At 71.2% G+C, this 26,847-nt stretch carries 25 protein-coding genes and 1 pseudogene; 13 read left to right on the plus strand and 13 right to left on the minus strand.

All coding sequences use genetic code 11. The features are described 5' to 3' along the window. Positions 1–2: 2 nt before the first annotated feature. The 6 genes from AB0B76_RS02425 to AB0B76_RS02450 form a co-directional block, all read right to left on the minus strand. Positions 3–1,517 (minus strand): acyl-CoA carboxylase subunit beta, encoded by a 1,515-nt coding sequence (locus AB0B76_RS02425; protein ID WP_360368005.1) that lies wholly within the window; start codon positions 1,515–1,517, stop codon positions 3–5. Between the two features lie 160 nt (positions 1,518–1,677). Then, complete coding sequence (locus tag AB0B76_RS02430; RefSeq protein WP_360368007.1) at positions 1,678–2,571, minus strand: hydroxymethylglutaryl-CoA lyase; 894 nt, start codon at positions 2,569–2,571, stop codon at positions 1,678–1,680. Continuing rightward, entirely contained in the window at positions 2,568–3,917 is a 1,350-nt protein-coding gene (locus tag AB0B76_RS02435; protein WP_360368010.1) for a biotin carboxylase N-terminal domain-containing protein, read from the minus strand. Before AB0B76_RS02435 ends, AB0B76_RS02430 begins: the two co-directional genes overlap by 4 nt. Before the next feature lie 158 nt (positions 3,918–4,075). Further along, positions 4,076–4,720 carry a TetR/AcrR family transcriptional regulator gene (locus AB0B76_RS02440; RefSeq protein WP_360368012.1) on the minus strand — a complete coding sequence of 215 codons (645 nt, stop codon included), beginning with the start codon at positions 4,718–4,720 and terminating at the stop codon, positions 4,076–4,078. A 744-nt stretch (positions 4,721–5,464) separates the two neighbouring features. Then, positions 5,465–8,299, minus strand: a complete 2,835-nt coding sequence (locus AB0B76_RS02445; RefSeq protein ID WP_360368014.1) for a tetratricopeptide repeat protein — start codon at positions 8,297–8,299, stop codon at positions 5,465–5,467. Then, positions 8,289–10,064, minus strand: a complete 1,776-nt coding sequence (locus tag AB0B76_RS02450; protein ID WP_360368016.1) for an HSP90 family protein — start codon at positions 10,062–10,064, stop codon at positions 8,289–8,291. Before AB0B76_RS02450 ends, AB0B76_RS02445 begins: the two co-directional genes overlap by 11 nt. 54 nt (positions 10,065–10,118) lie before the next feature. Here AB0B76_RS02450 and AB0B76_RS02455 point away from each other — a divergent pair, with 54 nt between their 5' ends. From AB0B76_RS02455 to AB0B76_RS02465, 3 genes are all read left to right on the plus strand, one after another. Beyond that, complete coding sequence (locus AB0B76_RS02455; protein ID WP_360368019.1) at positions 10,119–11,000, plus strand: ADP-ribosylglycohydrolase family protein; 882 nt, start codon at positions 10,119–10,121, stop codon at positions 10,998–11,000. A gap of 205 nt (positions 11,001–11,205) precedes the next feature. Next, a complete protein-coding gene (locus tag AB0B76_RS02460) occupies positions 11,206–13,608 on the plus strand; it encodes a glycosyltransferase (RefSeq protein ID WP_360368022.1) in 2,403 nt (800 codons plus the stop codon). Beyond that, a complete protein-coding gene (locus AB0B76_RS02465) occupies positions 13,598–14,548 on the plus strand; it encodes a hypothetical protein (RefSeq protein ID WP_360368025.1) in 951 nt (316 codons plus the stop codon). The genes AB0B76_RS02460 and AB0B76_RS02465 overlap by 11 nt, the downstream gene beginning before the upstream one ends. A gap of 36 nt (positions 14,549–14,584) precedes the next feature. On the opposite strand, the gene AB0B76_RS02470 is transcribed toward AB0B76_RS02465, so the two are convergent. Beyond that, the gene (locus AB0B76_RS02470; RefSeq protein WP_360368028.1) at positions 14,585–15,466 is read right to left on the minus strand and encodes a sulfurtransferase; all 882 of its coding nucleotides are present in this window, start codon (positions 15,464–15,466) and stop codon (positions 14,585–14,587) included. A gap of 351 nt (positions 15,467–15,817) precedes the next feature. Between AB0B76_RS02470 and AB0B76_RS02475 the strand changes: the two genes are divergently transcribed. From AB0B76_RS02475 to AB0B76_RS02485, 3 genes are all read left to right on the plus strand, one after another. Further along, a complete protein-coding gene (locus AB0B76_RS02475) occupies positions 15,818–16,306 on the plus strand; it encodes a sigma-70 family RNA polymerase sigma factor (RefSeq protein ID WP_360368031.1) in 489 nt (162 codons plus the stop codon). Beyond that, positions 16,299–17,243 (plus strand): hypothetical protein, encoded by a 945-nt coding sequence (locus AB0B76_RS02480; protein WP_360368034.1) that lies wholly within the window; start codon positions 16,299–16,301, stop codon positions 17,241–17,243. Before AB0B76_RS02475 ends, AB0B76_RS02480 begins: the two co-directional genes overlap by 8 nt. A 64-nt stretch (positions 17,244–17,307) precedes the next feature. Then, positions 17,308–17,733, plus strand: coding sequence for a CBS domain-containing protein (locus tag AB0B76_RS02485; protein ID WP_360368036.1), 426 nt, complete (start codon positions 17,308–17,310; stop codon positions 17,731–17,733). Between the two features lie 30 nt (positions 17,734–17,763). Here AB0B76_RS02485 and AB0B76_RS02490 read toward each other — a convergent pair whose 3' ends face one another. Next, positions 17,764–18,336, minus strand: coding sequence for a GNAT family N-acetyltransferase (locus AB0B76_RS02490; protein WP_360368039.1), 573 nt, complete (start codon positions 18,334–18,336; stop codon positions 17,764–17,766). Positions 18,337–18,359: 23 nt separating this feature from the next. Here AB0B76_RS02490 and AB0B76_RS02495 point away from each other — a divergent pair, with 23 nt between their 5' ends. Further along, positions 18,360–18,803: a SufE family protein gene (locus AB0B76_RS02495; protein WP_360368717.1), complete on the plus strand. Its 444-nt coding sequence runs from the start codon at positions 18,360–18,362 to the stop codon at positions 18,801–18,803. Here the strand turns inward: AB0B76_RS02495 and AB0B76_RS02500 are convergent. The 3 genes from AB0B76_RS02500 to AB0B76_RS02510 form a co-directional block, all read right to left on the minus strand. Continuing rightward, the gene (locus AB0B76_RS02500) at positions 18,762–19,241 is read right to left on the minus strand and encodes a YbaK/EbsC family protein (RefSeq protein ID WP_360368720.1); all 480 of its coding nucleotides are present in this window, start codon (positions 19,239–19,241) and stop codon (positions 18,762–18,764) included. The genes AB0B76_RS02495 and AB0B76_RS02500 overlap by 42 nt on opposite strands. Positions 19,242–19,282: 41 nt before the next feature. Then, positions 19,283–21,007, minus strand: a complete 1,725-nt coding sequence (locus AB0B76_RS02505) for a substrate-binding domain-containing protein (RefSeq protein ID WP_360368042.1) — start codon at positions 21,005–21,007, stop codon at positions 19,283–19,285. Positions 21,008–21,137: 130 nt separating this feature from the next. Next, a complete protein-coding gene (locus AB0B76_RS02510) occupies positions 21,138–21,866 on the minus strand; it encodes an arginase family protein (RefSeq protein ID WP_360368045.1) in 729 nt (242 codons plus the stop codon). A 186-nt stretch (positions 21,867–22,052) separates the two neighbouring features. On the opposite strand from AB0B76_RS02510, the gene AB0B76_RS02515 reads away from it, so the two are divergent. The 4 genes from AB0B76_RS02515 (at position 22,053) to AB0B76_RS02530 (ending at position 24,765) form a co-directional block, all read left to right on the plus strand. Next, on the plus strand, positions 22,053–22,799 hold the full coding sequence (locus AB0B76_RS02515; RefSeq protein WP_360368048.1) for an SGNH/GDSL hydrolase family protein: 747 nt from the start codon (positions 22,053–22,055) through the stop codon (positions 22,797–22,799). 171 nt (positions 22,800–22,970) lie between these two features. Beyond that, entirely contained in the window at positions 22,971–23,372 is a 402-nt protein-coding gene (locus AB0B76_RS02520) for a hypothetical protein (protein WP_360368051.1), read from the plus strand. Positions 23,373–23,458: 86 nt separating this feature from the next. After that, the gene (locus AB0B76_RS02525) at positions 23,459–23,830 is read left to right on the plus strand and encodes a BlaI/MecI/CopY family transcriptional regulator (RefSeq protein ID WP_360368054.1); all 372 of its coding nucleotides are present in this window, start codon (positions 23,459–23,461) and stop codon (positions 23,828–23,830) included. Further along, positions 23,827–24,765, plus strand: coding sequence for a M56 family metallopeptidase (locus AB0B76_RS02530; protein ID WP_360368057.1), 939 nt, complete (start codon positions 23,827–23,829; stop codon positions 24,763–24,765). The genes AB0B76_RS02525 and AB0B76_RS02530 overlap by 4 nt, the downstream gene beginning before the upstream one ends. A gap of 329 nt (positions 24,766–25,094) precedes the next feature. Here AB0B76_RS02530 and AB0B76_RS02535 read toward each other — a convergent pair whose 3' ends face one another. Together AB0B76_RS02535 and AB0B76_RS02540 are read right to left on the minus strand one after the other, a co-directional pair. Next, a complete protein-coding gene (locus AB0B76_RS02535; RefSeq protein ID WP_360368060.1) occupies positions 25,095–25,433 on the minus strand; it encodes an antibiotic biosynthesis monooxygenase in 339 nt (112 codons plus the stop codon). A 98-nt stretch (positions 25,434–25,531) separates the two neighbouring features. Further along, positions 25,532–26,104, minus strand: a complete 573-nt coding sequence (locus AB0B76_RS02540; protein WP_360368063.1) for a TetR/AcrR family transcriptional regulator — start codon at positions 26,102–26,104, stop codon at positions 25,532–25,534. Between the two features lie 4 nt (positions 26,105–26,108). On the opposite strand from AB0B76_RS02540, the pseudogene AB0B76_RS02545 reads away from it, so the two are divergent. Then, positions 26,109–26,525 (plus strand): annotated as a pseudogene (locus AB0B76_RS02545) (replication initiator); the annotation flags it as partial. A gap of 101 nt (positions 26,526–26,626) precedes the next feature. Then, positions 26,627–26,806 (plus strand): hypothetical protein, encoded by a 180-nt coding sequence (locus tag AB0B76_RS02550; RefSeq protein ID WP_360368066.1) that lies wholly within the window; start codon positions 26,627–26,629, stop codon positions 26,804–26,806. The last annotated feature ends 41 nt before the right edge of the window (positions 26,807–26,847 follow it).

Below are 26,847 nucleotides of genomic sequence, written 5' to 3' on the forward strand. Positions count from 1 at the left end.
TTCTATACCGGTGTCACGCCGTGACGGCGACGAGAGAACGTGCGGTCCTTGCCCCGGGCCGCGGCGAATCGGCGCACCAGCTCACCGCGCAGCGCCGCCGGTTCCACGACGGTGTCCACGACGAGCTCGCTGGCCAGCCGCATGATGTCGATGTCGCGCTCGTAGTCGGCCCGCATCTGCGCCACGAACGCGGCCCGCTCGGCCTCGTCCTCGATCGCGGCGATCTTGTTGGCGTAGACCGCGTTCACGGCCGCCTCGGCGCCCATCACCGCGATCTTGGCGGTGGGCAGCGCGATCGTGGCGTCGGGCTCGAAGCCCGGGCCGGCCATCGCGTAGAGGCCGGCGCCGTAGGCCTTGCGCAGCACCACGCAGATCTTGGGCACGGTGGCCTCGGAGATCGCCGTGATCATCTTGGCTCCGTGGCGGATGATGCCCTGCTTCTCCACCGCCGAGCCGACCATGAAGCCGGGCACGTCGGCGAGGAAGAGCAGCGGCACGTTGAAGGCGTCGCAGAGCTGGACGAACCGGGTCGCCTTGTCCGCGGAGTCGACGAAGAGCACGCCGCCCTTGAACATCGAGTTGTTGGCGACCACGCCGACCACGCGCCCGTCGAGGCGGCCGAAGCCGACGGTGAGCTCGCGCGCCCAGAGCGCGTGGATCTCGAAGAAGGAGTCCTCGTCGAGCAGGCCCTTGACGACCTTGCGCATGTCGAAGGCCTGCCGCTCGCTCGCGGGGATGTCGGGCATCCCGGTCTCGGCGCGGGTCTCGGCGGCCGGCGGCTCGGCGGTCCAGTTCGGCGGGAGGTAGGACAGGTACCGCCGGATCGTCTCGATCGCGTCCTGCTCGGTCTTGCACAGGAAGTGCCCGACGCCGCTCTCGGCGCAGTGCACCCGGGCGCCGCCCATGGCCTCGAGGGTGGTCTTCTCGCCGGTGACCATCTCGACCATGCGGTCGGAGCCGAGGTACATCGAGGCGTTGCCCTCGACCATGGCAACGACGTCGCAGAAGGCGGGGATGTAGGCGCCCCCGGCCGCGGACGGGCCGAAGAGGGCGCAGGCCTGCGGGATGCTGCCGCTGGCCCGGACCTGCGTGTGGAAGATCTTGCCGGCGCCGCGCCGGCCGGGGAACAGCTCGACCTGGTCGGTGATCCGCGCGCCGGCGGAGTCCACCAGGTACACCATCGGCACACCGGTGGCATAGGCCTGCTCGATGATGCGGATGATCTTCTCGACGGTCCGGGCCCCCCAGGAGCCCGCCTTGACTGTCGAGTCGTTGGCCATGAGGCAGATCGACCGTCCGTCGACGGTGGCCGAGCCGGTGATCACCCCGTCGGCCGGGAGCCCGTCGGCCAGCGCGTTGGCGAAGAGCCCGTCCTCGACGAAGGAGTCCTCGTCGACGAGCAGGGCCACCCGCTCGCGGGCGAACAGCTTGCCGCGTGCGGCGTTGGCCGCGTGGTACTTCTCCGCGCCGCCGGCCTCGACCCGCTTGCGCGTCTGGATGAGGGCATCACCCTCCATGGTGCGACCTCCGCGTCGGCTGCCTGAACGATCGTTCATGTCTAACGATCGTTCAGGCTAGCCGACGCGGAGGTGAAGTTCCAACCTTCGCGTAGGACCGCTACCGGACACGGGTCCGGCCGGAGACACACCACAACACCGGGCGAATCGGACACAAGCCTCACAGGGGGAGGCGGGGACCCGCCTTGAGCACGCCCGACGGGAGTTCGCGGCCGACGATTTCCTGGGCCAGCCGCGCGGCCTCCAGCAGCTCTCCGAGGTCGACCCCGGTGTCGTACCCCATGTCGTGCAGCATGTGCACCACCTCCTCGGTGGCCACGTTGCCGGTGGCGCCCGGCGCGTAGGGGCACCCGCCGAGCCCGCCCACGCTCGCGTCGAACTCGGTGACCCCCAGGCGCAGCGCGGTCAGGATGTTGGCCAGCGCCGTACCCCGGGTGTTGTGGAAGTGCAGCAGCAGCGGCAGGTCGGGCTGGCGCTCGCGGACCAGGCCCACGACGTCCTCGACCCGCCGCGGCGTGCCCATCCCGGTGGTGTCGCCGAACGCGACCCGGTCGGCGCCGTCGGCCACCACGCGGTCGACGATCCCGGCGACCCGCGCGGGGTCGATGTCGCCCTCGAACGGGCAGCCGAAGCTGGTCGCGATGATCACCTCGGCGCTCGCCCCGGCCGAGTGGAGCAGCTCGATGAGCCCGGCGATGTCGTCGAGCGACTCGCCGGTCGAGCGGTTCACGTTGCGCCGGTTGTGCGTGTCGGACGCGGAGACGACGACCTCGATCTCGGTGAACCCCGCGGCGAGCGCGCGCTCGGCGCCCTTGCTGTTGGGCACCAGCGCGCTGTACCGAACCCGGGGGTTCTTCTTTGCTCTTTCCCACACCTCGCCGGCGTCCGCCATCTGGGGAATCGCCTTGGGGTGGACGAACGAGACCGCCTCGATCCGCCCCACCCCGGTGTCGGAGAGCGCGTCGAGCAGCCGCACCTTCGCGTCGGCCGGGACGGGGTCCTCGTTCTGCAGCCCGTCGCGCGGGCCCACCTCACGAATGGACAGGAACGTCATTTCTTGCCCTCCCGCATCCGCCCGACGATGCCGGTGTCGTAGTCGCCGCCGACGAACTCGGGGTTGTCCAGCAACTCGGCGAAGAAGGGCAGGTTCACCTTCGGCCCGGCGATCTCGAACGCGGCGACCGCGGCGCGGAGCCGGCGCAGCGCGTCGGCCCGGTCGGCGCCGTGCACGACCAGCTTCGCCATCAGCGAGTCGTAGTTCGGCGTCACGAGGTTGCCGGCGGTGTACCCCGAGTCGACCCGCACGCCCTCGCCGGCCGGCTCGACCCAGGTGGTGATCGCGCCCGGCCCGGGCAGGAAGCGCCTGGGGTCCTCGGCGTTGACCCGCACCTCGATCGCGTGCCCGGTGACGGTGAGCGCGTCCGGGTCGAAGCCCGGCGCGAGCCCGGAGGCGACGCGCAGCTGCTCCTCGACCAGGTCGAGGCCGAACACCGCCTCGGTGACCGGGTGCTCGACCTGCAGCCGCGTGTTCATCTCGAGGAAGAAGAACTGCCCGGCGGCCGGGTCGAACAGGCACTCGACGGTGCCGGCGTTGCGGTACGCGACCGCCTCCCCGGCCCGCACGGCCGCCTGCAGCAGTGCGCCTCGCTGCTGCGGGGTCAGCGCGGGCGACGGGGTCTCCTCGACGAGCTTCTGGTTGCGCCGCTGCACGGAGCACTCGCGCTCGCCCAGCGCCACGACCCGCCCGTCGGCCAACCCCAGAATCTGTACCTCGATGTGCCTGACCCGCGGGAAGTAGCGCTCGATCAGCACCGAACCGTCGCCGAACATCCGCTCCGCGAAGGCGCGCACCTTCTCGTACTCCGCGCGCAGCCCGCCGGCGTCCTCGGCGACCGCCATGCCCATGCCCCCGCCGCCGGCCGCGGCCTTGACCATGACCGGGAACCCGATCGCCACGGCCGCCTCCAAAGCCGCGTCCGCGCTCGTCGCCGGGTCGGTCGTGCCGGGCGCCACGGGTACACCCGCCGCCGCCATCAGGTTGCGAGCGTTGATCTTATCGCCCATCGCCGCGATCGCCTCGGGCCCGGGCCCCACCCAGATCAGCCCGTTGTCGACGACGGCCCGGGCGAAGGCCGCGTTCTCCGACAGAAAGCCGTACCCCGGGTGGATCGCCTCGGCGCCGGTCGCCTTCGCCGCGGCGAGGACGGCCTCGGCGTTGCGGTAGGACTGGGCCGGGTTCGCGGGCCCGATCGGCACCGCCTCGTCCGCCTCTTTCACGAAGGGCAGATCGGCGTCCGCCTCCGAGTACACCGCGATGGTCCGCACATCGAGCCGCCGCGCGGTGCGCAGGATCCGGCGGGCGATCTCACCTCGGTTCGCGACGAGCAACGAGCTCAGCATGTCGGCGTCTCTCCTGTGGACAACTCTGTGGAAAGGAATGCGGCGCACCTGTGGATAACCCGATTTACCCAGGTCATCACGGTGACGCTCGTCGTTACTTCGGTTGGCCGGCCATCCCCCGGGCGTTCAACCACACGACGCATTCCCGTCCGCCCGAGTTAGCCCTGCAACGCCGAGAGCGTCGCGGCGCGCAGCAGTTCGGCACGGCGGGTGCGGTCGACCTCGCCCCCGAGGAACGGCGTCGAGTTCATGAGACCGAACGCGGCGTGCGCCAGGACCCGGGCCTCGCCGTCGTTGAGCTCCCCGGACCGCAGCGAGGTCAGGGTGCTGACCCACTCCTCCACGTAGAGGCGCTGGAGCCGCCGGATCTGCCGCCGCGGCTCCTCGGGCAGCCGGTCGAGCTCGTGCAGGTGCAGCGCGATGACCGCGGGGTTGGCGAGCGCAAACTCGACGTGGAAGTCCACGAGCGCGGCGAGCGCGGCACGGGGGTCGTCGCCGGCCTCGACGATGTGCGCCTGCCCGCCGGCGAGCAGCTGTTCACTGACGGGGATGAGCGCGGCCGCGAGCATGGCTTCCTTGCCCGCGAAGTGGTGGTACAGCGCGGGCCCGGTAACCCCGGCGGCCGCACCGATGTCGTCCATGGAAACGCCGTGATACCCGCGCGCGGCGAAGAGCCCGACGGCGATCTCGAGGATCTCGTCGCGCCGCGAACGCCGCCGAGGCTGACCGCCCTGCTGCTGACCAGCGGCCCCGGCCCCGCGAGACTGAGCGGGCGGACGTACGGCTTGCCGTTCCAGCGTCATTGGAAAAGCCTATCCCCCTGTCAAGCCTGCGGCTGAACGCTCGTTAAGTACTGTACCTCTAGCTCGCTGGCGCTCACGGTGGGGGAGCTTCGCTCCACCCACACCCCCTCAAGATCTACGCCACCGCACTCGATCGACGGACGGGCGCGCAATGACGGGGCCGCCACGCTCGCGACGACACGACTGGGGCACTGCCGGTCCATGCACGCCAGCGGGCGCATCACGCACGGCTCGGCCGCACGGACCCCCGCCGCACGGCCGACCCCCGAACCTCACAGGGCCGCCGACCTCACGAGACAACCGACCCTCACGGCGCCGTCACCTCCCACGGCGCGACCCGTGCCCCGCACGGCGCGGGCTCCGCACAGCGCAACGCCGCGCAGACCGATGCCACAAGGACATTGCGCAGCTCATGACCCACTCAAGGCCCAGGCTCCGCACAGCGCACGCCGCTCGCGGCCGGGGAGCCGCGCACATCAAAGCCACACGCACATCGCGCGGCGCAAGGCCCACCCAACGCGCAGCGCAACGCCTCCGCACACGTGGCACGGCGCGACACAGCGCCCGACGCGCGCTGTGCGGAACGAGCCGCCGCGGGGGCGTTGAACCATCCAAATGGTATTTATGCCCTGTCGGGGTATAAATACGATAAGTCGCGGCGCGGAGCGCCCGACTTATCGACCAACCAGGAAACTCGGCCGGCGTCACGAGGACCAGAAGCACCCGGCCTCCGCGGACAAGGACCTAGGCCAGATACTTGCCCCGGACCTCGTCCGCCTCCTCCGACCGACCCTGCGCCTCCAGCGACTCCGCCAGCATCCACGCCGAGTTCTGCTCCAGCTGCGACCCCCGGGGCGCCGCCCCCAGCACCGACCGCAACCGTCCCTCGGCCCCGGCCGGATCCCCCGCACGCATCAACGTCTCCGCGTGCAAGAAGTCCGCGTCCAGGGCGTCACTCAGCGAGCCGATCGACCGCAGCGCCTCCGCCGCCCCCGCCGAGCGCGTCGCGGCCTCGTCCAGGCGGCCCGCGCCGATGTAAATGCGCGCCGCGTCGCTGTTCAGCATGGCGCGCTGCCAGATGAGCCAGGGCTCAGACGCGTCGACCTGGCCGTTGAGGGAGTGCGACAGGTCGTCGGCCTCCGCGAGGGCGGCCAGCGCGGCCTCGATGTCGCCCGCCCAGCGCAGGGACAAGGCCCGCAAGCGCCGGGTGTACATCTCCGCCTGCACGATGCCCGCCGCGCGGAACGCCTCCGAGGCGGCCGCGAACCGCTCTGCGGCCTGGGCGTCGCGGTCGGCCTCGTAGAGCAGCTGACCCGCCTCCTGCAGCATGCGGCCCCGCGCCGGGAGGTTGTCGAAGCCGTCGAGGTTTGCCGCGAGCGTCTCCAGCAGGCCGAGCGCCAGGTCGAGCTCGTCCAGCTCGCGGTACACACTCGAGAGCAGGTACCGCGTCTGGTCCGCCTGCTCCTGGGCGCCGGCGCGGTCGAGGGCGTCCAGGGCGCTCTCCGCCGCCTCGGCCGCGTCCGTGGGCTGGCCGGCCTGGTGGTACGCGGTGGCGAGGTCGTAGCGCAGCAGCGCCGCCGGCACGTCTTCGCCGTGGGCGACGTGGTCGGCGACGGCCTCGACGAGGTCGTCGACGGCGGCGGCCGGGCGGTCGGCGGCGAGGCGGGAGCGGGCCCGGCCCACGAGCGCGGAGAGCCGGTAGTTGCGGTCGGAGGCGAGCGTGAGCGCCTGGTCGAAGCCGGCGGTCGCGTCGCCGAAGCGCTCGAGGTTGCCCAGCGCGTGGGCGCGGATGAGGGCCGGGATGCCGGCCGCGGGCGGGGTGCCGATCTCGGCGTACTGCCGCAGCGCCTCCTCCGCCGTGGCCACCGCCTCGTCGTACCGCTCCAGCATGAGCAGGGCCCGGGAGCGCCGGGACACGAGCTCGGCCCGCAGCGTCGCCTTCGGCGGCTCCTCGGCGATGGCGGCGTCGATGGCCGCGAGCGCCTCGTCCGGCCGCTCCAGCCGCATCAGCGCGCCCTCGGCCCGCAGGCGCGCCTCGGCGCGCAGGTCGGCGTCGGCGCCGGGGTGGGCCACGATCCGCTCGGTCAGCGTGGTGAGCTCGGCCAGCATCACCTCGTCGGCCTCGCGGGCCAGAACCTCCCGAGACTCGGCGGCGAGTGCCTGCACGTCGTGGCCGAGCGCGCGAACCTCGTGACCGAGGGCCTCCGCCTCCTGGCCGAGCGCCCGATGGGCCCGGGCCGTCTCCTGGAACAGGGCCCCGGCCGCCGGCCCGCCGTCGTCGCGGATAGCGGTGAGCCGGGCCTGCCCGTCGAGGCGGCGCACGGCCAATTCGGGCGGCGGCTCGGGGTGCAGCTCGTCGAAGCGGGCGAACGCGGCCTCGACGGCGTCGATCCGATGCTCGTCGTACAGCGCCCAGGCCCGGTCCATGAGCGCCGCCGCGTCGGTGGGCAGCTCCTCGACCGGCACGGCCGCGGCGGTGGCGGCCGGGGTCGCGGCCTCGGTGCGGCGCGCGACGGCGCTGAGCGGCAGCTGCCCGATCAGCGGCGGCGCGCCGAGCAGCGCCTCGATCCGCTCGGAGACCGCGGCCGAGCCGTTGCGCTCGTCGAACTTGGCCGACCACTCGCGGGCCCGCGCGGCGAGGCGGGCGCCGAGCTCGCCGGCGGTCGTCGTGCCCAGCGGCAGGGCCGGGTCGATCCGGCCGAGCAGCAGCGCCGACGCGGCGCAGAACCACATCTCGGCCTGCGGGCTGGGCGCGCGCTCCAGCCACGGCAGGTGCCGCTGCACGATCTCCAGGCCGCGGGTCTCGTTGCCGGTCCGGGCGCAGAACTCGATGTGGTCGGCGATGCTCTGCATGTCGGCGAGGTTGCCGCGCAGCCGCCGGTAGGCCTGCCGGTGCGCGTCCGCGGCCTCGCTCAGCCGGCCGGTGCGCACGTAGGGCACCATCAGCGAGGTCAGGATCGACTGCGGCTGCTCGACGCAGGTCAGCCGGCCGGCGAGGACCGGGGCGGCCATCGCCACCGCCTCCTCGTCGCGGCCCCGGCCGACGAGGTGGTCGACCTTCTCGCCCGGGTCGCAGCCGGCACAGTCGGAGTTCTGGTCGCGGGGCGCGGCGCTCCACTTGCCGTACCAGTCGTCGGCCGCCGGGTCGCCCACGTGCGCGGCGACCTGGTACCGGTACGCGTAGACGGCGTGCAGGCTGTGCCCGCCCGCGCGGAACCGGCGCTCCATGTCGTCGAGCACGTCGTAGGTGCGCCCCAGCGGCACGGCGGGGAACTTCAGCAGGCCGTTGACCATGTACTTGAAGTGCCAGAGCAGCATGTGCTCGTCCTGCTCGTCGAAGCGCTCCGGGTGCGCGTCGTACTCCGAGCGGCACCACGAGAACGTCACGAACGACTTGGCCGTCTCCCCGCCGTGCACGTAGGCCGTGGTCGCGAACAGCCGCGAGGCCAGCCGCAGCTCGTCGTGGCCGCCCGCGTCGGCGTGCTGCATGACCTGCTCCACGAGCGCGATCTGGGCGCCGCCGTAAGGCATCTGGTAGGCCTCACGGAGCAGCGACCACAGCTCCTCTTCAGTCTTCATGTCCGACCGCCTTGTTGAGCAGGCCCAGGAACGAGCCGTTGAGCAGCGCGGCGTCGGCCGGCCGCAGCGGATGGTGGCCCAGCAGCAGGGCCTGGCCGTAGAGCCCCTCGACCGCGAGCCGCACCAGGTCGGCGTCGGGGATCTCGGTGACCCGCCGCACGAGCGGGTTGCGGTAGTTGAGGACCAGCTGGGAGCGGTCCTGCTCGTCGGTGCGGGCCAGCGCGTCGAGCACGTCGGCCCACACGTCGTCGACGCGCTCGCGGGTGGCCCGCAGCTCGGCCGCGAAGGAGGCCGAGCGGCTGGTGAGGTACATCGCCGGAACCCCCGCCGGGTCGAAGGCGCGCAGCACCACCTCGCACCCGAGGCGGTCCAGCGCCCGCTGGGCCAGCTGCACGAAGGGCCGCTTGGCCAGCTCGACCTCGGGCTCGAGCGCGTCGAACGCGGTGCTCAGGTCGCCCGGCTCGACCCGCTCGATGAGCGCGCCCGGCTCGACGTGCGGCAGCCGCTCGATGATCTCGGTGTCGTAGATGTATCCGGCGTTGACCAGCGGCATCCCCTGCGCCGCGGCGACCGCGCCGATCTGGCGGAACTCGTCGAGCTGGGCCGAGTAGCGCACCAGGCCGTGCTGGGCGCGGAAGTCGGCGAGCGTCATCCGGCCGGCGTTGGTCTCCATCGGCCACCAGCGCTCGACCAGGCGCAGCATCTCGTCGTCGTGCAGCGCGAGCGCCTTGACCCCGAGGTGGTGCACGTCGAGGAACTCCCCGAGCCGGCGCGGGTTGCGCCCGGCCAGCTGCATCAGCCAGCCGCGCAGCTGGTCGCCGAGCGCCTCGCGGGCGGCCTCCAGCAGCGAGTCCTCGTAGAGCGCCTCGCGGCTGGCGGTCGGGCGCAGCTCGCTGGTGTCGATCACGCAGCGGGCGAAGAACGCCCAGGGCGGCAGCACCCCCTCGGCCCCCTCGGCCAGCAGCATGCGCTTGAGATAGACGCGATGCCCGGCCCGGGCCGCCGGATTCGCCGGCGTGGGCAGCACGAACGCGACCCCGGTCAGCCCGGACTCGGGCACCGTCAGGTCGATGACGTCGAAGGGCACAAAACCGAAAACCTCGCGGCAGTACTCGCTGAGCCTCTCCCGCCGCCCCGCGGCGCCCGGCGCCCAGGGCAACCCGTCTCCGCTCACGGGCACGCCGGCGATCTCGACCCGGAAGGGCAGCAGCGAGCCGTAGAGCGCGGCCAGCTCGGCGACCGTCCGCCGCTTGAGCCACTCCTCGGCGTCGCGGCGCGGGATGAGGGTGACCGTGGTGCCGACGTCCGCGCGGTGCTGGTCGTCGGTCTGGACGCTGTAGCGGCCGTCCGCATACCCGCGCCAGAGCACCGCCGGCCCGCCCTCGGCCCGGGTCAGCACCCGGATCTCGTCGGCGACGAGGAAGCAGGACAGCAGGCCGATGCCGAACTGCCCGAGGAAGTCGTGCCTGGCGAAGCCGAGGTCGTCGCGTTTGGAGCTGCGCCCGATGGTGGCGAGGAACTGGTGCACCTGCTCCTCGGTGAGCCCGATGCCGGTGTCGATGACCCGCAGGGTGCCGTCGCCGGTGACGTCGGGCGGCTCGATGAGGATCGCCGCGGGCGCGCCCGGGTCGTCCGCGCGCCGGGCCGTGATCGCATCGACGGCGTTCTGCAGCAGCTCCCGGACGTAGACCCGGGGGCTGGCATAGAGGTGGTGGCTGAGCAGGTCGACGATGCCGCGCAGGTCCACTTGGAACGTCCGATCCACGCGGGCACGCTACCGCGTGGGTCTGACATTTCCCGCCCCGTTTATCTTCGGTCGATGAATCGTCACGCCGCGGCCGCGAGTCTGACCGGTCTGTCCGTCGGCGACGCACTGGGTGCGCCGTTCGAGATGAAGCCCGCGCTGGCCGACGGCGCGGTGTTCGAGCCGCCGCCGGCGCCCTGGCGCTGGACCGACGACACCGAGATGGCCTGCACGCTGCTGGAGGCGCTCGAGCGCGACGGGCGGGTCGACCAGGACCGGCTGGCCCTCGCGTTCGCGCGGCGGTGGAGCGCGGACCGCGGGTACGGCCGCGGCGCCGTTTCTTTGCTGGCCTCGATCCGGGACGGGGTTCCGTGGCGCACGGCGGCGGGCGCGCTGTTCTCCGGGCGCGGGTCGGCCGGCAACGGCGCCGCGATGCGGGTCGCGCCCCTGGGCGCCTTCTTCTCGGCCGACCCGGACCTGGCCGCGCGCGAGGCGGCGCTCTCCGCGGAGGTGACCCACCGGCACCCGGAGGGCGTGGCCGGCGCGGTCGCGGTCGCCCTCGCCGCCGCGCACGCCGCCGGCGACCGGGCCGGGGACGCCCCGGGGCTGCTGCGTGCGGTACTGCACCACCTGCCGCCGTCGGACGTCCGCGACGGCATCGGCCGGGCGACCCGCATCGCGCCGGGCACCGACCCGCGCGTGGCCGCGGCCGACCTCGGCAACGGTTCGCACGCGCTGGCGCAGGACACGGTGCCGTTCGCGCTGTGGGTGGCGGCCGCGCACTTCGGGGACTATCCGGCGGCGCTGGAGGCCTGTGTGCGCGCGGGTGGCGACGTCGACTCGATGTGCGCCATCACCGGCGGGATCGTCGCGGCTCGGGTCGGTACCGCCGGCATTCCGCGTGAGTGGATCGTCGCCCGTGAACCGCTCCCGGATTGGCTCCAGGCACCCACGTAACCGTACGTGGTCAATGAGCTGTCGCGCAGGCGAATGCAAGATATTGACCACTATCGTTGGTTTACGCGGGGTGAAATCGGGCATGAGCTGCTGATCGACCAAGTTCGGGCACGTTCCTCATCCGGGCGAATGAAGGTTTTTCGGAGTCGCCCGGGGTAACAATGTGCTCATGCCACACCCTGCCGTGACCTATCGACTCGGTATCGTGTCGACCTATCTGCCTCGCCAATGCGGTCTCGCGACGTACACCGCGGACCTCCGCGAGGCGCTGGGTGTCGCCACCGACGATCTGGAATCAGTCGTCGTGGCCATCGACCGTGACGGGCTCACCTACGGCGACGAGGTCGTCGCCACCATCACCCAGGACCGCATCGAGGACTACTCGTCGGCGGCCCGCATCCTGCGCGAAGCCGGCGTCCAGGTCGTGCTGATCCAGCACGAGTACGGGATCTTCGGGGGTCCGGACGGCTCGCACCTGCTCGAGCTCACCCGCGCGCTCAACGCGTGCGGCATTCCGTACCTGTTGACGCTGCACACCGTCCTGCCGCACCCGTCGCCGGGCCAGGCCGCCACGCTGCGCGCGCTGTGCGCCCGCGCCGCCCGCGTCACGGTGTTCACCGAGACCGCGCGCCGGGTCGCCATCCGCACCGGCATCGCCGCCGGTCACCAGCTGGTCGTGGTCCCGCACGGCGCGCCCGACGCGATGCGCCGCCCGCCCGCGTCCGACACGCTGCGGCCGGCCCTGCGCGGCCTGCTCGACACCGTGCGGGGCAAGCCGACCCTCACCACCTTCGGCCTGCTGGGCAAGGGCAAGGGCATCGACATCGCGATCGACGCGCTCGCCGAGGTCGTGCGCAAGCACCCCGACGTGCAGTACATCGTCGCCGGTACGACCCACCCCGAGATCAAGCGGCAGGAGGGCGAGGTCTACCGCGACAGCCTGCACGAGCAGGTCCGGCGGCTGGGGCTGACCGGCAACGTGCACTTCGTCGACGCCTTCCTCGCCCTCGACGAGCTCTCCGCGATCCTGCACGCGAGCACGCTGTTCGTCACGCCGTACCGCCAGCCCGAGCAGATCTGCTCGGGCGCGCTCACGTTCGCGCTGGGCGCGGGGCTGCCCGCGGTCTCGACGGCGTACTCCTACGCCGAGGACATGCTGGCCGGCGGGGCCGGCCGCGTCGTGCCGATCGGCGACGGGGCCGCGCTCGGCGCCGAGATCATCGACCTGCTCGGCGACACCCGGGCCCTCACCGCGGCCAAGACGGTCGCCGAGGCGTGCGCGGCCTGGCTGCCGTGGCCCGCGGTCGCCGCCCGCGAGGCGGACCTCATCGCCGACGTCGTGCGCCAGTCCGAGGCGGCCAGTGCCCGCCCGGGGCACGCGACCGCGGCCGCGCCGCCGCTCAACCTCGACCATCTCGTCCGGCTCACCGACGAGATCGGCATCATCCAGTTCGCCACCGGCCCGAACCCGGAGCTGTCCTCCGGATACTGCGTCGACGACGTGGCCCGGCTGGCCATCGTGGCCGCGGACCTGCTCGCGGTCGGCACCGACGCGCGGCAGACCGCGGAGGCGACCCGCTGGCTGCGGCAGTCGATCCGGTTCCTGACCGCGGCCTACGACCCGTCCGGGGCGATGCACAACGTGCTCAGCTACGGCGGCACCTGGCAGGACTGGCCGCACATGGGGGACCACGTCGGGCGTACCGTCTGGGCGCTGGGCGTGCTCGTGGGCACCCCGGCGGTACCGGACGACATCCGCCGGCCGGCCGCGGCGCTGCTGGACGAGCTCGGCCCGCGCACCGATGCGCTCGGCGCGCTGGGCCTGCGCTCCGCGGCGTACGCGCTGATCGGCCTCGCCCGGGCCGGCCGCACGGAGCTGGCCGCCCCGCTGCTCAACCGGCTCGACGAGGCGCTCGTGGAGACGTCGACGGCCGACCCGGCCTGGCGCTGGTTCGAGCCCGAGCTGACCTACGACAACGCCCGCCTGCCCCAGGCGATGCTCCTCGGCGCGGCACTGCTGGAGGACGACGCCGCGGCCACGCGGGCCCTCGCCGCCCTCGACTGGTACGCCCAGCACGTGGGCCTCGCCGACGGCACCCTGCGCTGCGTCGGCAACAAGTGGCACCACCGGGGCGAGCCGTCGGGGCTGTGGGTGGCCGACGATGGCGACGAGCAGCCGCTGGACGCCGCCGCGGTGACCGAGGCGCTCGTGGACGCCTGGCAGCACACGTCCGACCCGCACCTCGCGGGGCTGGCCGGCTGGGCGTTCGCGTGGTTCCTGGGCCGCAACCGGGCCGGGGCTCGCATGTACGTCGACGCGACCGGTGCGTGCCATGATGGTTTGTCGTCCACTGAGCCAAATGGGAACCAGGGGGCCGAGTCCACGCTAGCCTATTACCAAGCGCTCTTCAGCCTTCTCCGGGCCGGTTTGGCCGCCCTGCCGCATCCTGTGGCGGCTACGACACCGGTCCCGACCTCCCTGCCGTCCACTACGCTCGCCAAGCCCACCAACAAGGGGCGAGTGGTCGGACGGGCGTCGGCGGGCTACAGCGCGACCGCGACACCGCCCCGTCTGCGTTCCACGGAGGACCATTCCGATGCACTTTGACGCGGAGCTCTTCCATCGGGAAGCCACGAACCCCCTGCTGAACGCGGGGGACTGGCCCTATCCGATCAACAGCGTCTTCAACCCGGGCGCCTGCATGTACAACGGCGACACGGTCCTGCTCTGCCGGATCGAGGACCGCCGCGGCATCTCCCACCTGACCGTCGCCCGCAGCAAGGACGGGCGCACCGGCTGGGTCGTGGAGGGCAAGCCGCTCATCACCGACGACCCCACCGACGCCCACAGCTGCTGGGGCGTGGAAGACCCGCGGGTCACCTACGTCGAGGAGCTCGGCGGCTACGTGATCGCCTACACGGCGTACGGACCGGGCGGCCCCTGCGTCGGGCTGGCCCGGACCGAGGACTTCCAGACCGTCGAGTCCCTGGGCATCGTCATGCCGCCCGAGGACAAGAACGCCTCGCTGCTCCCACGCAGGATCAACGGCGACTACGTGCTGTTCCACCGGCCCGTGTCGGTCCTGTCGGCCCGCGCCGACATTTGGCTGTCCAAGTCCAAGGACCTGCGCTCGTGGACGACGCCCGAGCCGGTGATGCAGTCGCGCTCCGGCCCCTGGTGGGACGCCACCCGGATCGGCATGGGCCCGCCGCCGGTCGAGACGCCGCACGGCTGGCTCGCGGTGTACCACGGCGTGAAGCAGATGGTCGCGACGTCGATCTACCGTGTCGGCCTGATCATGCTCGACCTGGACGACCCGACCAAGGTCATCCGTCGTACCCCGAGCTGGGTGCTCGGCCCCGACGCCGACTACGAGCGCGTCGGGGACGTGCCCAACGTGGTCTTCCCGACCGGCCTGGTCCACGACGAGACCCGCGACGAGCTGCGGATGTACTACGGCGCGGCGGACCTCACCGTAGCGATGGCGAGCGCCAAGTACTCGGAGGTCGTCGACTACCTGGTCTCGCTGCCACCCGAGGACGAGTAACGCGGTGCGGGGCCCGGTCCGGCTACCTTGTGACAGCTACTTGGGATCGGGCCCCTTCACCACCGGAACGCGAACCAGGTTCCCCCACTCCGTCCACGACCCGTCGTAGTTGCGCACGCGCTCGTACCCGAGCAGGTGCGTCAGCACGAACCAGGTGTGCGACGAACGCTCCCCGATGCGGCAGTACGCCACGATGTCGTCGTCCTTCGCCAGTTCCCCGTAGAGCGTTCGCAGCTCGTCGGCCGGCTTGAACGACCCGTCATCGCGCGCCGCCTGCTTCCACGGCCTGCTCACCGCACCCGGGATGTGGCCACCGCGCAGGGCGCCCTCCTGCGGATAGTCCGGCATGTGGAGCAGTTCGCCGGTGTACTCCCCCGGCGACCGCACGTCCACCAGCGGCCGTTCGGTGCGAATATGCTCGAACACGTCCTCGCGGAACGCGCGGATCCGGGCATCATTCCGCGGTACCGCCGGATAGTTTGTGGTTTCCCGGACCGGCACGTCCCGGGTCATCGCCCGCCCCTCGGCGATCCACTTCGAGCGCCCGCCGTCGAGGATCCGCAGGTCACGGTGCCCGAACAGGGAGAACACCCACAGGGCGTAGGTGGCCCACCAGTTAAAATTGTCGCCGTAGAACACGATCGTGTCGTCCGGCCCGATACCTTTGGCGCGGCAGAGCGAGGCAAAACCTTCGGCGTCGAGGTAGTCGCGGGTGACCTGGTCGTTCAGCTCGGTGTGCCAGTCGACCTTGACCGCACCGGGAATGTGCCCGGTGCCGTAGAGCAGCACGTCCTCGTCGGACTCGACCACGACGAGCCCGGCGTCCCCGAGGTGCTCAGCGAGCCAGTCGGTGGTGACGAGCCGCTCCGGGTGCGCGTACGCCTTGAGCTCCGGCGCTGAATCGGATGCAACAGCCATGATTCCGACCCTAGCTCCAGATCCCGGGACCTTCGCGCAGTTGGCTGGGCTCGACCTACCCGACCCGACGACACTGTGGATACGTGCACTTTGACGGCCGGCCGGGACGCGTGGAACCACGCCGCGCGGCCAAAGCGTCCGCGGCTTGGGCACGCGCGGACTCATCGCCGAGCGCGGTCAACGTTGTGGCTGGAGTCGTTCGGTCAGCCAGGAATGGAGCAACGCCACCTGGTCGCGGCTTGCCCAGCGCACGGTCGTTGCCAGGCCGTAGACGATGACCACGCTCCATGTAAACCCTTGAGCCCGGGGCGACACATACGTGGTGAGTGTCGTCTACCCGGGGAGGGCTGTGTGGAGCGGGGCGAGGAGTGGTTCACCCGGCTGTTTGCCGCGCACTTCGAGGCCGTCGTGCGCTATGCGTTTCGGCGGGTTTTCGATGCCGGGGTGGCTACCGACCTGGCGCAAGAGGCGTTCATCGTGGCCTGGCGGCGGCGGGATGACGTGCCCGTGCGGGAGTTGCCGTGGCTCTACGGGGTTGCCCGGAACGTCATTGCCAATCATCGGCGGGGAAAAGCGCCGCCCGTTGTACCGCACGAAACCGCGCTGCGCGCGGGGTTTGAGGACACCTCGGCCGAGATGGTCGACGTGCTCCGGGCGATCAGTGCGCTGCCCGAGCGGGACCAGGAGATTCTCCGGCTCGTGGCGTGGGAGGAGCTCGAGCTGCGCGAGGCCGCCGTTGTGCTCGGGTGTTCCAAGTCGGCCGCCGCGGTGCGGCTGCATCGGGCGCGCAAGCGGCTTCAGGCGGCGCTGGGTGAGTACAGGGAGGTGGAGCATGTCTGATCAGCAGAAGGTCACCGAAATGCTCCGGCGCTTCGATCCGGCCCGGGGGCTGCAGGTCCGCGCCGTCGACGCCCGGGCGCTCATGGTCGATGCGCCGGGGCACCAGCGGCGGGCGTCCCGGCTGGTGCTCGTGGCCGCCGCGGTGCTCGTGCTGTTGGTGGGCGGCGGAGCAGTGGTGGCGCTCCGAGCGATTCACGCACCGACGGGCGCCACGCCGGAAGGGGCCGTCGTGGATGACATGGCGCTCGACTTCTGGCCCGTCGTCCGGCCCATGGCGTTCGAGCAGGGTGATCCGCCGGCGGCGCCGAAGGCCGCGGCTTACGAGTCGCAGCACGGGAAGTACACCCACATCGGCGTCGTGTCGTGGAACCAGGTGTTCGACGACGCGCCCGGCGGCAACTCGCAGATCATCGTTCCGCAGGAGCGGGACATCTGGTTCGACGAGCAGGGGGCCGGGCGCATCGTCACCCGGCAGCTGCCGGCGGTCTTTCCGAACGAGGCATCCCGGCAGTACTGGAAGAACAGGAAGCAGCCGACCGGGGAGCCCGGGCCGCACACCGATGACCTCGGCGCCGGCATGGTGGGTTCGACCAAGCCGCTGCCCACCGTCGACCACCTGTTCGAGCGGGGGCCCGGCGAGGCCTGCTGGGCGATCCGGGACCTGTTCAGCGTCCACGTTGTCCCGCTCGACCTGCGGGCGCGGCTGCTCGACCGGCTCGCGCACACCGAAGGCGTCGAGTGGGTCGGGCGGACCGTCGACCGGGCGGGGCGCGCCGGCGTCGGGGCGCGGGTGCGCAACGGGGACATGACGGAGGTGCTGGTGTTCGACCCGACGACCGGGGTGCTGCTCGCGTGGGACGAGATCGACCAGCACAACGCCGTACAGGGCGCGACGCTGTTCCTGAAGACCGAGAGGACCGATCGGCTCCCGGCGTAGTGATCGTTAAGAGATTCGTGAGTTGGGTAACAAGTCGGCAACGAGGTTCTGGAGGGTCTTGGCGATGGCGATGCAGACAGTCCGGGACGTGATGACCACGAATGTGGTCTATCTGCCGAGCGAGACGACTCTCGCCGAAGCGGCGCGGACCATGCGGGAGCAGGATATCGGCGATGTGGTCGTGGCAGACGGGCCCGAGCTCACCGGGGTGGTGACCGACCGGGACATCGTGGTTCGGGCCGTTGCCGAGCGGTGTGACCCGGCGGCCACGACGATCGGGGAGATCGTCACCAAGGCGCTGGTGACCGTGCGGCCGGAGGACTCGATCCACTCGGCCGCGCTGCTGATGCGCGACCAGGCCGTACGCCGGGTGCTGGTCTGCGACGACAACAACGGCCTGGTGGGCATCGTGTCGATCGGCGATCTCGCGGAAGAGATCGACCCGGAGTCGGTGCTCGGCGGAATCAGCAAGGCCGCGCCCAACAACTGAAGACAGCGCAACAGAACACGCGCGCCCCGGCTAATCGGAGTCGAGGCGCGCGTGTACGTGCATGTCGTGCCAGCCGTCCTGGTGCAGCAGCGAGCCGCGCTGCACGCCCTCGGCCGGGAAGCCGGCCACGGTCGCCACACGGCACGACGGCTCGTTGTCCATCGAGTGCCGGACCTCCAGCCGGTGCAGGCCGAGCTCCCCGAACGCCCAGGCCGACAGGGCCGCGAGCGCCCGCGGGGCGACGCGCCGGCCGCGGTGGGAGGGCAGCACCCAGTACGACACCTCGGCCTGCCCGTCGGTCAGCTGCAGGGCCCGGAGCGAGATCTGCCCGGCCACCTCCTCGCCGTCCGTCGTGATCGCCCAGCCGGCGCGGGTCTCGGTGCTCCACCGCTCCGGCCAGGCCGCGAGCCAGGCGGCCGCCTCGTCGTCGTCCATCGCGCGGCAGTGCCAGCGCTGGATGGCCGGGTCCGAGTACGCCGCGACGACCGCGGGCTGGTCGGCGAGCCGCCACGGGCGCAGCAGCAGGCCGTCGGCGGGCAGGACGGGCTGCGGCAGCGCGGCGAGCCGGCCGGGCACAACCACATCTGCGACAAGGTTCGGCACAGCGGTACGTTAACAAGGTGGAGATGCCCGGCAAGCTGGCCGCGATCGTCGAGGAGTTCGCCTCCGCGCCGCGCGATGTGGTGCTCGAGATGTTGCTCGAGTTCTCCGACGCTGTGCCGCCGCTGCCGCCCGAGCTCGAGGGGCACGCGGGCATGGAGCAGGTGCCCGAGTGCCAGACGCCCTTCTTCCTGAAGGTCGAGGTCAACGAGCAGAAGACCGTTCGGCTGTACTTCGACTGCCCGCCCGAGGCCCCGACGACCCGCGCGTTCGCCGGCATCCTGGCCGAGGGGCTCGAGGGCGCGACGGCCGACGAGGTGCTCGCGGTACCGCCGGATCTCTATCAGCGCATGGGCCTGGCCGAGGCGATCAGCCCGCTCCGGGTGCGCGGCGGCACGGCGATCCTGCAGCGGCTCAAGCGCCAGGTCTCAGAGAGCCAGGCCGTCCACGACGGTGGCGCCGGGCATTGAGGCCAGCACCGCGCCGGGCAGCACGATCTTGCTGCCGCGGATGCCGGAGCCGATGACGGCGGCGTCGACGGACGTGACGCGCGCGTCGACGTACACGGGCCAGCCGACGGGCAGCCCGATCGGCGTGATCCCGCCGTACTCCATCCCGGAGAGCCCCACCGCGTCGTCCATCGGCGCGAAGCTGGCCTTGCGGGTGCCCAGCAGCCGGCGGACCGTCCCGTTCACGTCGGCGCGGGTGGTCGCCAGGATGACGCACGCCGCGTAGACGCCGGCGGGCTTGCCGACAACGATCACGCAGTTCGCGGATTGTTCGAGGGTCACGTCGTACGCCGCGCAGAAGGCCGCCGTGTCGGCGAGCCCGGGATCGATCGGCGCGACCCGCACCTGGTCGGCGCCGGGCAGCGACGGCAGCGCGGCGAGGACGGGCGGGGCGAGCAGCGCGGGCGTTTCGAGCGCCGGCGAGAGGTCGAGGTTCACGTTCAGCGCCCGTCGTCGAGGGCGAGGGCCTTCATGAAGATGTCCCCGATCTTGGACGGGTCGGGGGCGATGAAGACGGCGCCGCCCGTGGCGTCGACGACGCGCTGCATCTCGGCCTGGTTGACCTCGGAGCCGACCCCGATGACGATGATCTGCACCGGCTGGTCCTGGTGCTCGGCCTTGTGCAGCGCGGTGACCAGCCCGTCGAGCGAGAGCCCGCTCGGATCGTTGTTGCGGCCGCCGGTCACCACGACGACCGAGTTGCCGCGGCCGGAGTCCCAGCCCTGCTGCACCGTCTGGTACGCGGCGAGGATCGTGTCGTACAAACCGCTGCCGCCCTTGGGGTTCGGCTTCAGACCCCCGAGGGCTCCGCGCAGCTGGTCGCGCTGGGTGGTGAGCGGGCCGATCGGCACCAGCTCCTGGTAGTCGTGCCCGCCGGGCATGGCCGTGGAGAAGCACCACAGCCCGACGGCCCACGAATCGGGGAACAGGTCCAGGCCGCCCTGCGCGGCCTGGACGGCGACCTGCCCCTTGGTCAGTCCGCCGGCCGTGGGCACCGGCGTCTTCATCGCCGCCGAGACGTCCACGACGGCCAGCATGCGCGACGGCTGGGTGATCTCGGTCCACATCTGCAGGGCCTTGGAGATCATCTGGGCGTCGGGCACCGGGGTGACCTGACCGCCGGGCGGGGCGCTGGGGCTAAGCGTCATGCCGGTGCCGACCGTGCCGTCGTTCGCGCGCAGCTGGTGCTGGGCCAGCAGGTTGCGGAACGAGGAGCCGGTAAGCTGCTGGCGGAACGCGTCGGCCGCGGCCTCGCGGTCGGGGGCCAGGCGGGGCATCGCCGCGTACGGGAAGTCCAGGGCGATGGGGGCCGGGTCGGGGTACACCGCGATGAGCGGAACGGCCGGTCCGGCGGCGTTGTAGGCGTGCAGCGCCTGCTCGGACAGCGGCGCGAGGGTCACCGCGGTGGACAGGGTCTTGGGGTCGGCGTCGCGCGGGAACCGCCCGATGAGGCCGGACTGCTGCTCGTTCTTGCCCGACATCAGGGACTTGACCGCGCCGACGGTCAGCGAGTCGCCCTCGGGGCCGAACTGGTCGCGCACCGAGGCCATCGCCACCAGCGTCGACACGCCGACCGAGTCGCGGTTGGGGTCGACGATGCCCGGGATGATCTGGCTGTTGCCGACGATCTGCTCGAGCACCTGCTTCCAGGTGACCTTGTTCTCGACCCAGCCGAGCTGCTTCGCGGTCGGCTCGGGCACGGCCAGCACGATGGGGCTGCGGGCCAGCGACGGCGACGCGAGGGTCACCAGGTCTTCGCGGGCCGCGCGCATGCGCTGGATCCAGATCGACGAGTCGGGGATCCAGACCTGGGGTACCTGGGTCTTGCCTTCGGCCTGGCCGAGGCCGGGCACTGTCGCGCCGCTCTCTCCGGCGATGGCCGCGGCGACCTCGCTGGAGGCGACCGAGACCACGTCGACCGCGACGCACTCGTCGTTTACCCGCGGACCGGTCTTCACCCACCGGGCCGCGACGTCCTTGATGACCGGCGCGATCTCCGGGCTGGCGGCGATGGACAGGCGCACCGTCCCCGCGCAGCCCGACGTCGACATGGCGTGGTACCCGCTGTAGACGGCACCGATGGCGACGAGGGGAAGGATCATGCCGGCCGCGAGGGCGACGAACCCGTTGCTCCTCAGGTCCGTGGCCCGATGCCGTCCTCTCACAGCTACCAATATTCCCTAGACAAGCGCTTCTTGGGTCACGCGTTCGGCCAATCGTGAAGGTGTTTCGCGGGCGCTCAATACACTGTGCTTTTGTGCGATTACTTTGAGTTCGAAACTCTGTGGGTTTGCTTTAGAGACTCTTAGTAAGCGCGGCGATCAAATTCCGCCGTTGAGCATTGCCGCCGTCGGGCCGCCAGGTGCAGGCGATGTCCAGGCCGGCCACTCGCCCGGTGGCCACGAGCTCGCGCACCGAGGTCAGGAGCGCGTCCGCGGAGGGCCCGCCGCCGACCGGATACATCAGCCCGGGCAACTCCGTCGGATCCACGACGTCCAGATCCACGTGAACGAGAAACTTACCGTCCGGAGGACGAATTGCATTGATGTTGTACTGCACAAGCGTAGCCGTGGCCAGATATTCGATCTCGGCGGGATCGAGATCCCTCGCTCCGGCGAGCACCGCACGCTCTTCGGGCACGGCCCGCAGCCCGAGCCGCTCGGCGATGAGCTCGCGGCGATACCCGACCAGCAGGCGCAAAGGCATGCCGCCGATGTACCCGGAGGTCGTCGTCTCCAGCGTCTGCACATCCCCGTGCGCGTCGAACCACACGACGCCGACGTCCTCGCCGGCGCGCTGGAGCCCGGTCACGGCCGCGAGCGAGACGGTGCAGTCACCGGAGACGACGATCGGCGTCGTCTCCTGCGCCGCGACCACGTCGGCGACCCGGTCGTACAGCGCCGCGAGCCGCGCCCAGACGTCGCCCTCGGCCAGCTCCGCGGTCACCGTCGTTCCGGGCGCGGCGGGCAGGTCGGCCTCGAGCCCGGACAGCCGCTCATCGAGGTGGTACGGCACGAAAATCATGATCCGACCCTAGTTGTGCACAGCTTTTCCACAAGTACACAGGCGTTATCCACAGGTACCACCGGTGAAAGTGTGGTGTGCGGCAAAGTCGCTTTCGCACGTACTTGGGCCCTGAAAGGATGCGGAACGGGGGTTTTGTCAACGGGGAGGAGCACGACCTTGGAGCGGTGGGGGAGCTTTGTGGCGGTGGGCGACAGCTTCACCGAGGGGCTCGATGATCCACGGCCGGACGGGAAGGGGTACCGCGGCTGGGCCGACCTTGTGGCCGGCGTCTTGGCGGTCGGCCGCCCCGAGTTCCGGTACGCGAACCTGGCCGTCCGCGGCCGCCTGTTCGACAACATCGCGGCCGAGCAGGTCCCGCTGGCGGTGGCCATGAAGCCCGACCTGATCAGCTTCGCCGGCGGCGGCAACGACGCGCTGCGCCGCAACTGGGAGCACGAGGGCATCGTGGCCCGCTTCGACCGCACCATCGAGAGGCTGTGCGCCACCGGCGCCGACGTGGTCATGTTCCGCTGGGCCGACATGACGGGCCGCATGCCGGGCGGCAAGATGCTGCGCCCCCGGGTCGACCTGTTCAACAACGCCATCGAGGCGGTGGGCGACAAGTACGGCGCGCACGTGGTCTCGCTCTGGGACGACACCGAGTTCGCCAACCCGCGCCTGTGGGGGATCGACCGCCTGCACCTGTCGCCGGCGGGCCATCGCCGCGTGGCCGCGCACGTGCTGAGCAAGCTCGACGTGGCGTGCGACCCGGACTGGCTGGCCGCGCCACCGCCGCCGGAGGAGCTGTCGTGGATGTCGCGCAAGGCGGCCGACGCGAAGTGGGCGACCCAGCACCTGGCCCCGTGGGTGAAGCGCCGGCTGACGGGCAAGTCCTCGGGCGACATGGTGACCGCGAAGCGTCCCGAGCTGGCCCCGCTCTCCGAGGCCTGAACGTCTACGTCTACGGATACGACCGTAGAAGGCTGCGCGGGATGCCCTCCCGGGCAGCTACGGTGGCACGATTCGGGGATTCCATCTACTACCTCTCTTAGTAGTGTTCTTCATATCGGCGCTGACGAACGGCGTCGAGCGGTTGACCACCACCCCGAGAGGAACACGCAGATGAGCGAGTACGGCGACTACAGCATGGGTCACGAGTCCGGTGAGCTGGAGCAGGTGCACCAGGAGGCCGGCAGCGAGCAGGACTACAACTCGCAGTTCGGTGTCTTCGCCCAGGACCACAGCGCGGCCGAGTCCACGGACTTCGAGACCGGCCGCAGCGTCGAGTACACCGGCGCGGACGGCAGCCACTTCGAGTCCAGCGACTACACCAGCTACTCCAACGACTCGCAGGAGTCCGACTCGGTGTTCGCCGCCCAGGGCAGCGAATCGTCGCACTTCGCCGAGTTCTCCGGCCTGGACGCGCTGAAGGCGCAGTTCGAGACCAACTTCGCCGAGGGCACCTTCGCTGAGGGCCCCGCGCTCGGCACCGGCGACGGTGGCCTGTCGATCGCGTCGAGCTGAACGTGAATGGCTGGGCTGATCTTGTTCCCCCGGGTCGGCTCGGCCATCTACTATCGTGGCCCGTAGGCGACGCAGCGGAGGTGCGCATGCAGGGACTCGGCGAGCTCGAGGCGGCCCTGATGGACCTGATGTGGAGCCGAGGAACCGCCACCACCGTCCGCGAGGCGCTGACCGAGCTGCAGTGGCATCGCGAACTGGCGTACACCACGGTCATGACCGTGGTCGACAGCCTGTACCGCAAGGGCTGGCTCACCCGCGAGCCGGACGGCCGCGCCTACCGGTACACCCCGACGATGACCCGCGACCAGTACGTCGCGAAGACCATGCACGACGCCCTGGTTGACAGCGGCGACCGGCTGGAGGCCCTGACCGCCTTCGTCGGCAAGATGACAATGGACGAGGCCGCGGCACTGCGGGCCGCGCTGGTCAGCTACGAGCATCGGATCAGCGGCCGGTGAGTCCGCTGCTGCTGCTCTTCGCCGGCGCCGTCGCCGCGCTGGCCCCGCGCCTGGCCGCCGCCGACTGGCCGGTCCGCGCCCCACGGCTGGCCGTGCTGGTCTGGCTGGCCCTGACGAGCGCGATGGTGAGCAGCGTCGCCCTCGCGGGCCTGTCCCTGGCCTTGTACTGGGACCGCACCCACGACCTCGTCGACGGCGCGTGGCACGTCTGCCTGGACGCCCTCCTGGGCCACCACGGCTGGCCGGGCCGGGTCGCCGCGGCGGCCGGCCTGCTGGGCCTGGTACTGCTGGCGGCCCGACTGGCCCTCAGCGCGTGGCGGCTGCTGGGCGCCCAGCGTGCCCGCCGGTCCCAACTGCGGCTGCTGGTGCGCGTGGCCGCCGTACCCGGAGCGCTGCCCGGCGCCACGGTGATCGACCACCACGAGCCCGCCGCGTACCTCATGCCCGGCAGCGCCGACATCATCATCACCTCCGCGGCGGTCGAGCAACTCGGCGAGGCGGAGCTGTCGGCCGTCCTGGCCCACGAGCGCGCCCATCACGCGGGCCGGCACTACGCGCTCACCCACTGGATGCGGCTGCTGTCGCAGGCCTTCCCCTGGGTCCGCTGCCTCCAGCTGGGCCGCCGCCAGGTCGACCGGCTGGTCGAGCTGTGCGCCGACGACCGAGCGACCCGCAGCAGCTCGAGGCTGGACGTGGCCCGGGCCCTGGTGACCATGGCCCAGCCGACATCCAGTTCACCGCCAGACGGCCTGCTGGCCATCCACCCGGGCAACAGCATGGAGCGGCTGCAACGCCTCCTGACGCCGCCGCCAGCCCTGTCAAAAATGAGAAAAGCACTGCTCCACGGCGCGGTCGCGACCCTGCTGCTGGCCCCGATCGGCCTGGCCACCGTAGACCGCTACGCCGCCTGGCTGCCAAACTTGCTACCGCTGTAACCAGGCGCTGGCCAAGTAAGGCGACGAATCCCAGAGGCCAAAGCGACCAACTGGCTCTGCGAGCGAAGCGAGCGGGAAGGACCCACCGTCGCAACGGCGAACAGGGCGCCGACCTGTGAGCAGGGTGCGCCCATCGACGGTGGAAGCGAGGGACTCGAACCCCTGACTCGCCCACCTATCTGAAGATCACCCGAATCGGACAGAGGGTGACGCGATGGACGACTGGCCACGCCGGCACACGGACCTTACCCGGTGCTGCAAGCCGCGCTCGACGGTGTCCACGGGCCGCCTGACACCGGCGGCCGGGTGACGGGCGCGGCCGGCAGGCGTTATGCCCGCAACGGAAGCTTGGATGCCACGATGTCGGTGTGGGTGAACGACGGCGGCCCGGCGAGCATCTCCAGATACGCGTTGTTGGTAACCCGGATCTTGCCGGCGTCGAGATGGAATTGCCGGCCGGCGTCATCCGGAAACGCGTCAACTACCGCGAAGCTGGTCGGCCCGAGACGGATCGCCAGCCAGGCCGTGGTGTCAGGTTCCGCAAGAACCGCAGCGAGACCAGACTTGAGGGACGCCTCGAGGTCCGCCTCCCGGCCGGGCTTGGCCTCCAGCCGGACGAAGAGCCCCTTTGTCACTTCCGGTCCGACGTTCGCGGTGTGCTGGGCCATCTCTGTTGCTCCTTCTGGGGTTTCCATTCTCCGACTCCCTTTTTGTAACGTCGGGTCAAAAATGCGGGTGCGATAAGTCATCTGATCGGAAGATCAGGTCAGAGGACTGCCATCACCGCGTCGATGGTTCGCCGCAACCGTTGCGCATCCGCGGTCTTCGCCAGGACAGACATGCCGATGAACGAGGCGAGGATCAGGCCAGCCAGCTGCTGGGAATCCCGGCCTGCCGCGATCTCTCCACTGCGTTGCCCTTCCTCGATCACCGCCCGGAACGCAGCCTCGATGCGATCGAACAACCGCCCGACCACCTCGGCTGCCGCCTCGTCCTGGCCGGCCAGCTCCACGGCCGTGTTGACCCCAAGGCAACCACGGGAGGTCAGCGTGACATCCGCGTCGGCGAGCCGCCGCAACGCCACCCGCAGGCGTTCGGTGACCGGGCCAGGCCGTTCCAGCGTCTCGACCACGCCGGCCACCCGCATCTCGACGTAGCGCCGCAGCGCAAGGTCGAACAGGGCTCGCTTGCTGGCAAAAGTGTTGTAGAGACTGCCCTTGCCGATATCCAGCTCCGTAACGAGATCCTGAGGTGTGGTCTCGGCGAATCCTTTGCGCCAGAAGAGTTCCATCGCCTTGTTCACGGCTACGTCGGGATCGAACTGCTTCGGCCGGCCCATGTAGGTGACGCTAGTCATTCTGTACCTACAAGTCAAGAATCCGGAGCGCGGTCGCGGGTCTACGGCCAGCCTCCGCGCCCATCTGGAGCACGGCCGGGACGAAGCCGTCCGCGCCGCGCAATGGGATCAGGTGGGTGAGGTCGACGACGCGATCCGCGAAGTTGAGGAAGCAATCGCGCCGTCGTACGACAGGCCGACGGAGCCGAAGCGGCAGCGGTCCACGAAGCGGCGGCAGGACGCACCCGCACTGCCCCGGCAGAAGGTCGACCCGCGCACCATCGGCCGGGTCTGCACCGCCCCGGTTCGCCCGGACGGCTCCCCTGTCGACCCGAACAGCTACGACTACCGGCGGGCGGCGTGGGTCGCGATCGCCTTCCCGCGGCTGCTCGACCGGTTCTGGCGGGAACTGCGGGTCACGCCGCGTCGCCTGGGTCCGCGCTCGGCGTCGAAGCGCCCGAGCCTGAGTCGCCGGCGCCGGTTGCGTGGGAGCTGGCCCGGCCGAACGATCCGGACCTGCCGCCGATGCGGCACCGGCTCCTCCGCGCGCTCGCACAGCGCATCCAGTGGCGCAACGCCCTCAACGCCGCTCGGGACCGGGCCGCGCAGTACGAGGGCAGCGGCGGCGACGTCGGGTGGTGGCCCAAGCGGGTCAAGGCGCGCGGCATCTTCGGCGAGGCTCTGCTGGCCGCGCGCGGCAGATGAGGTTTACCCGAGACTTACCGGGCGATCTTGGCGCCTGCGCA

Source organism: Dactylosporangium sp. NPDC049140, from assembly GCF_040648435.1.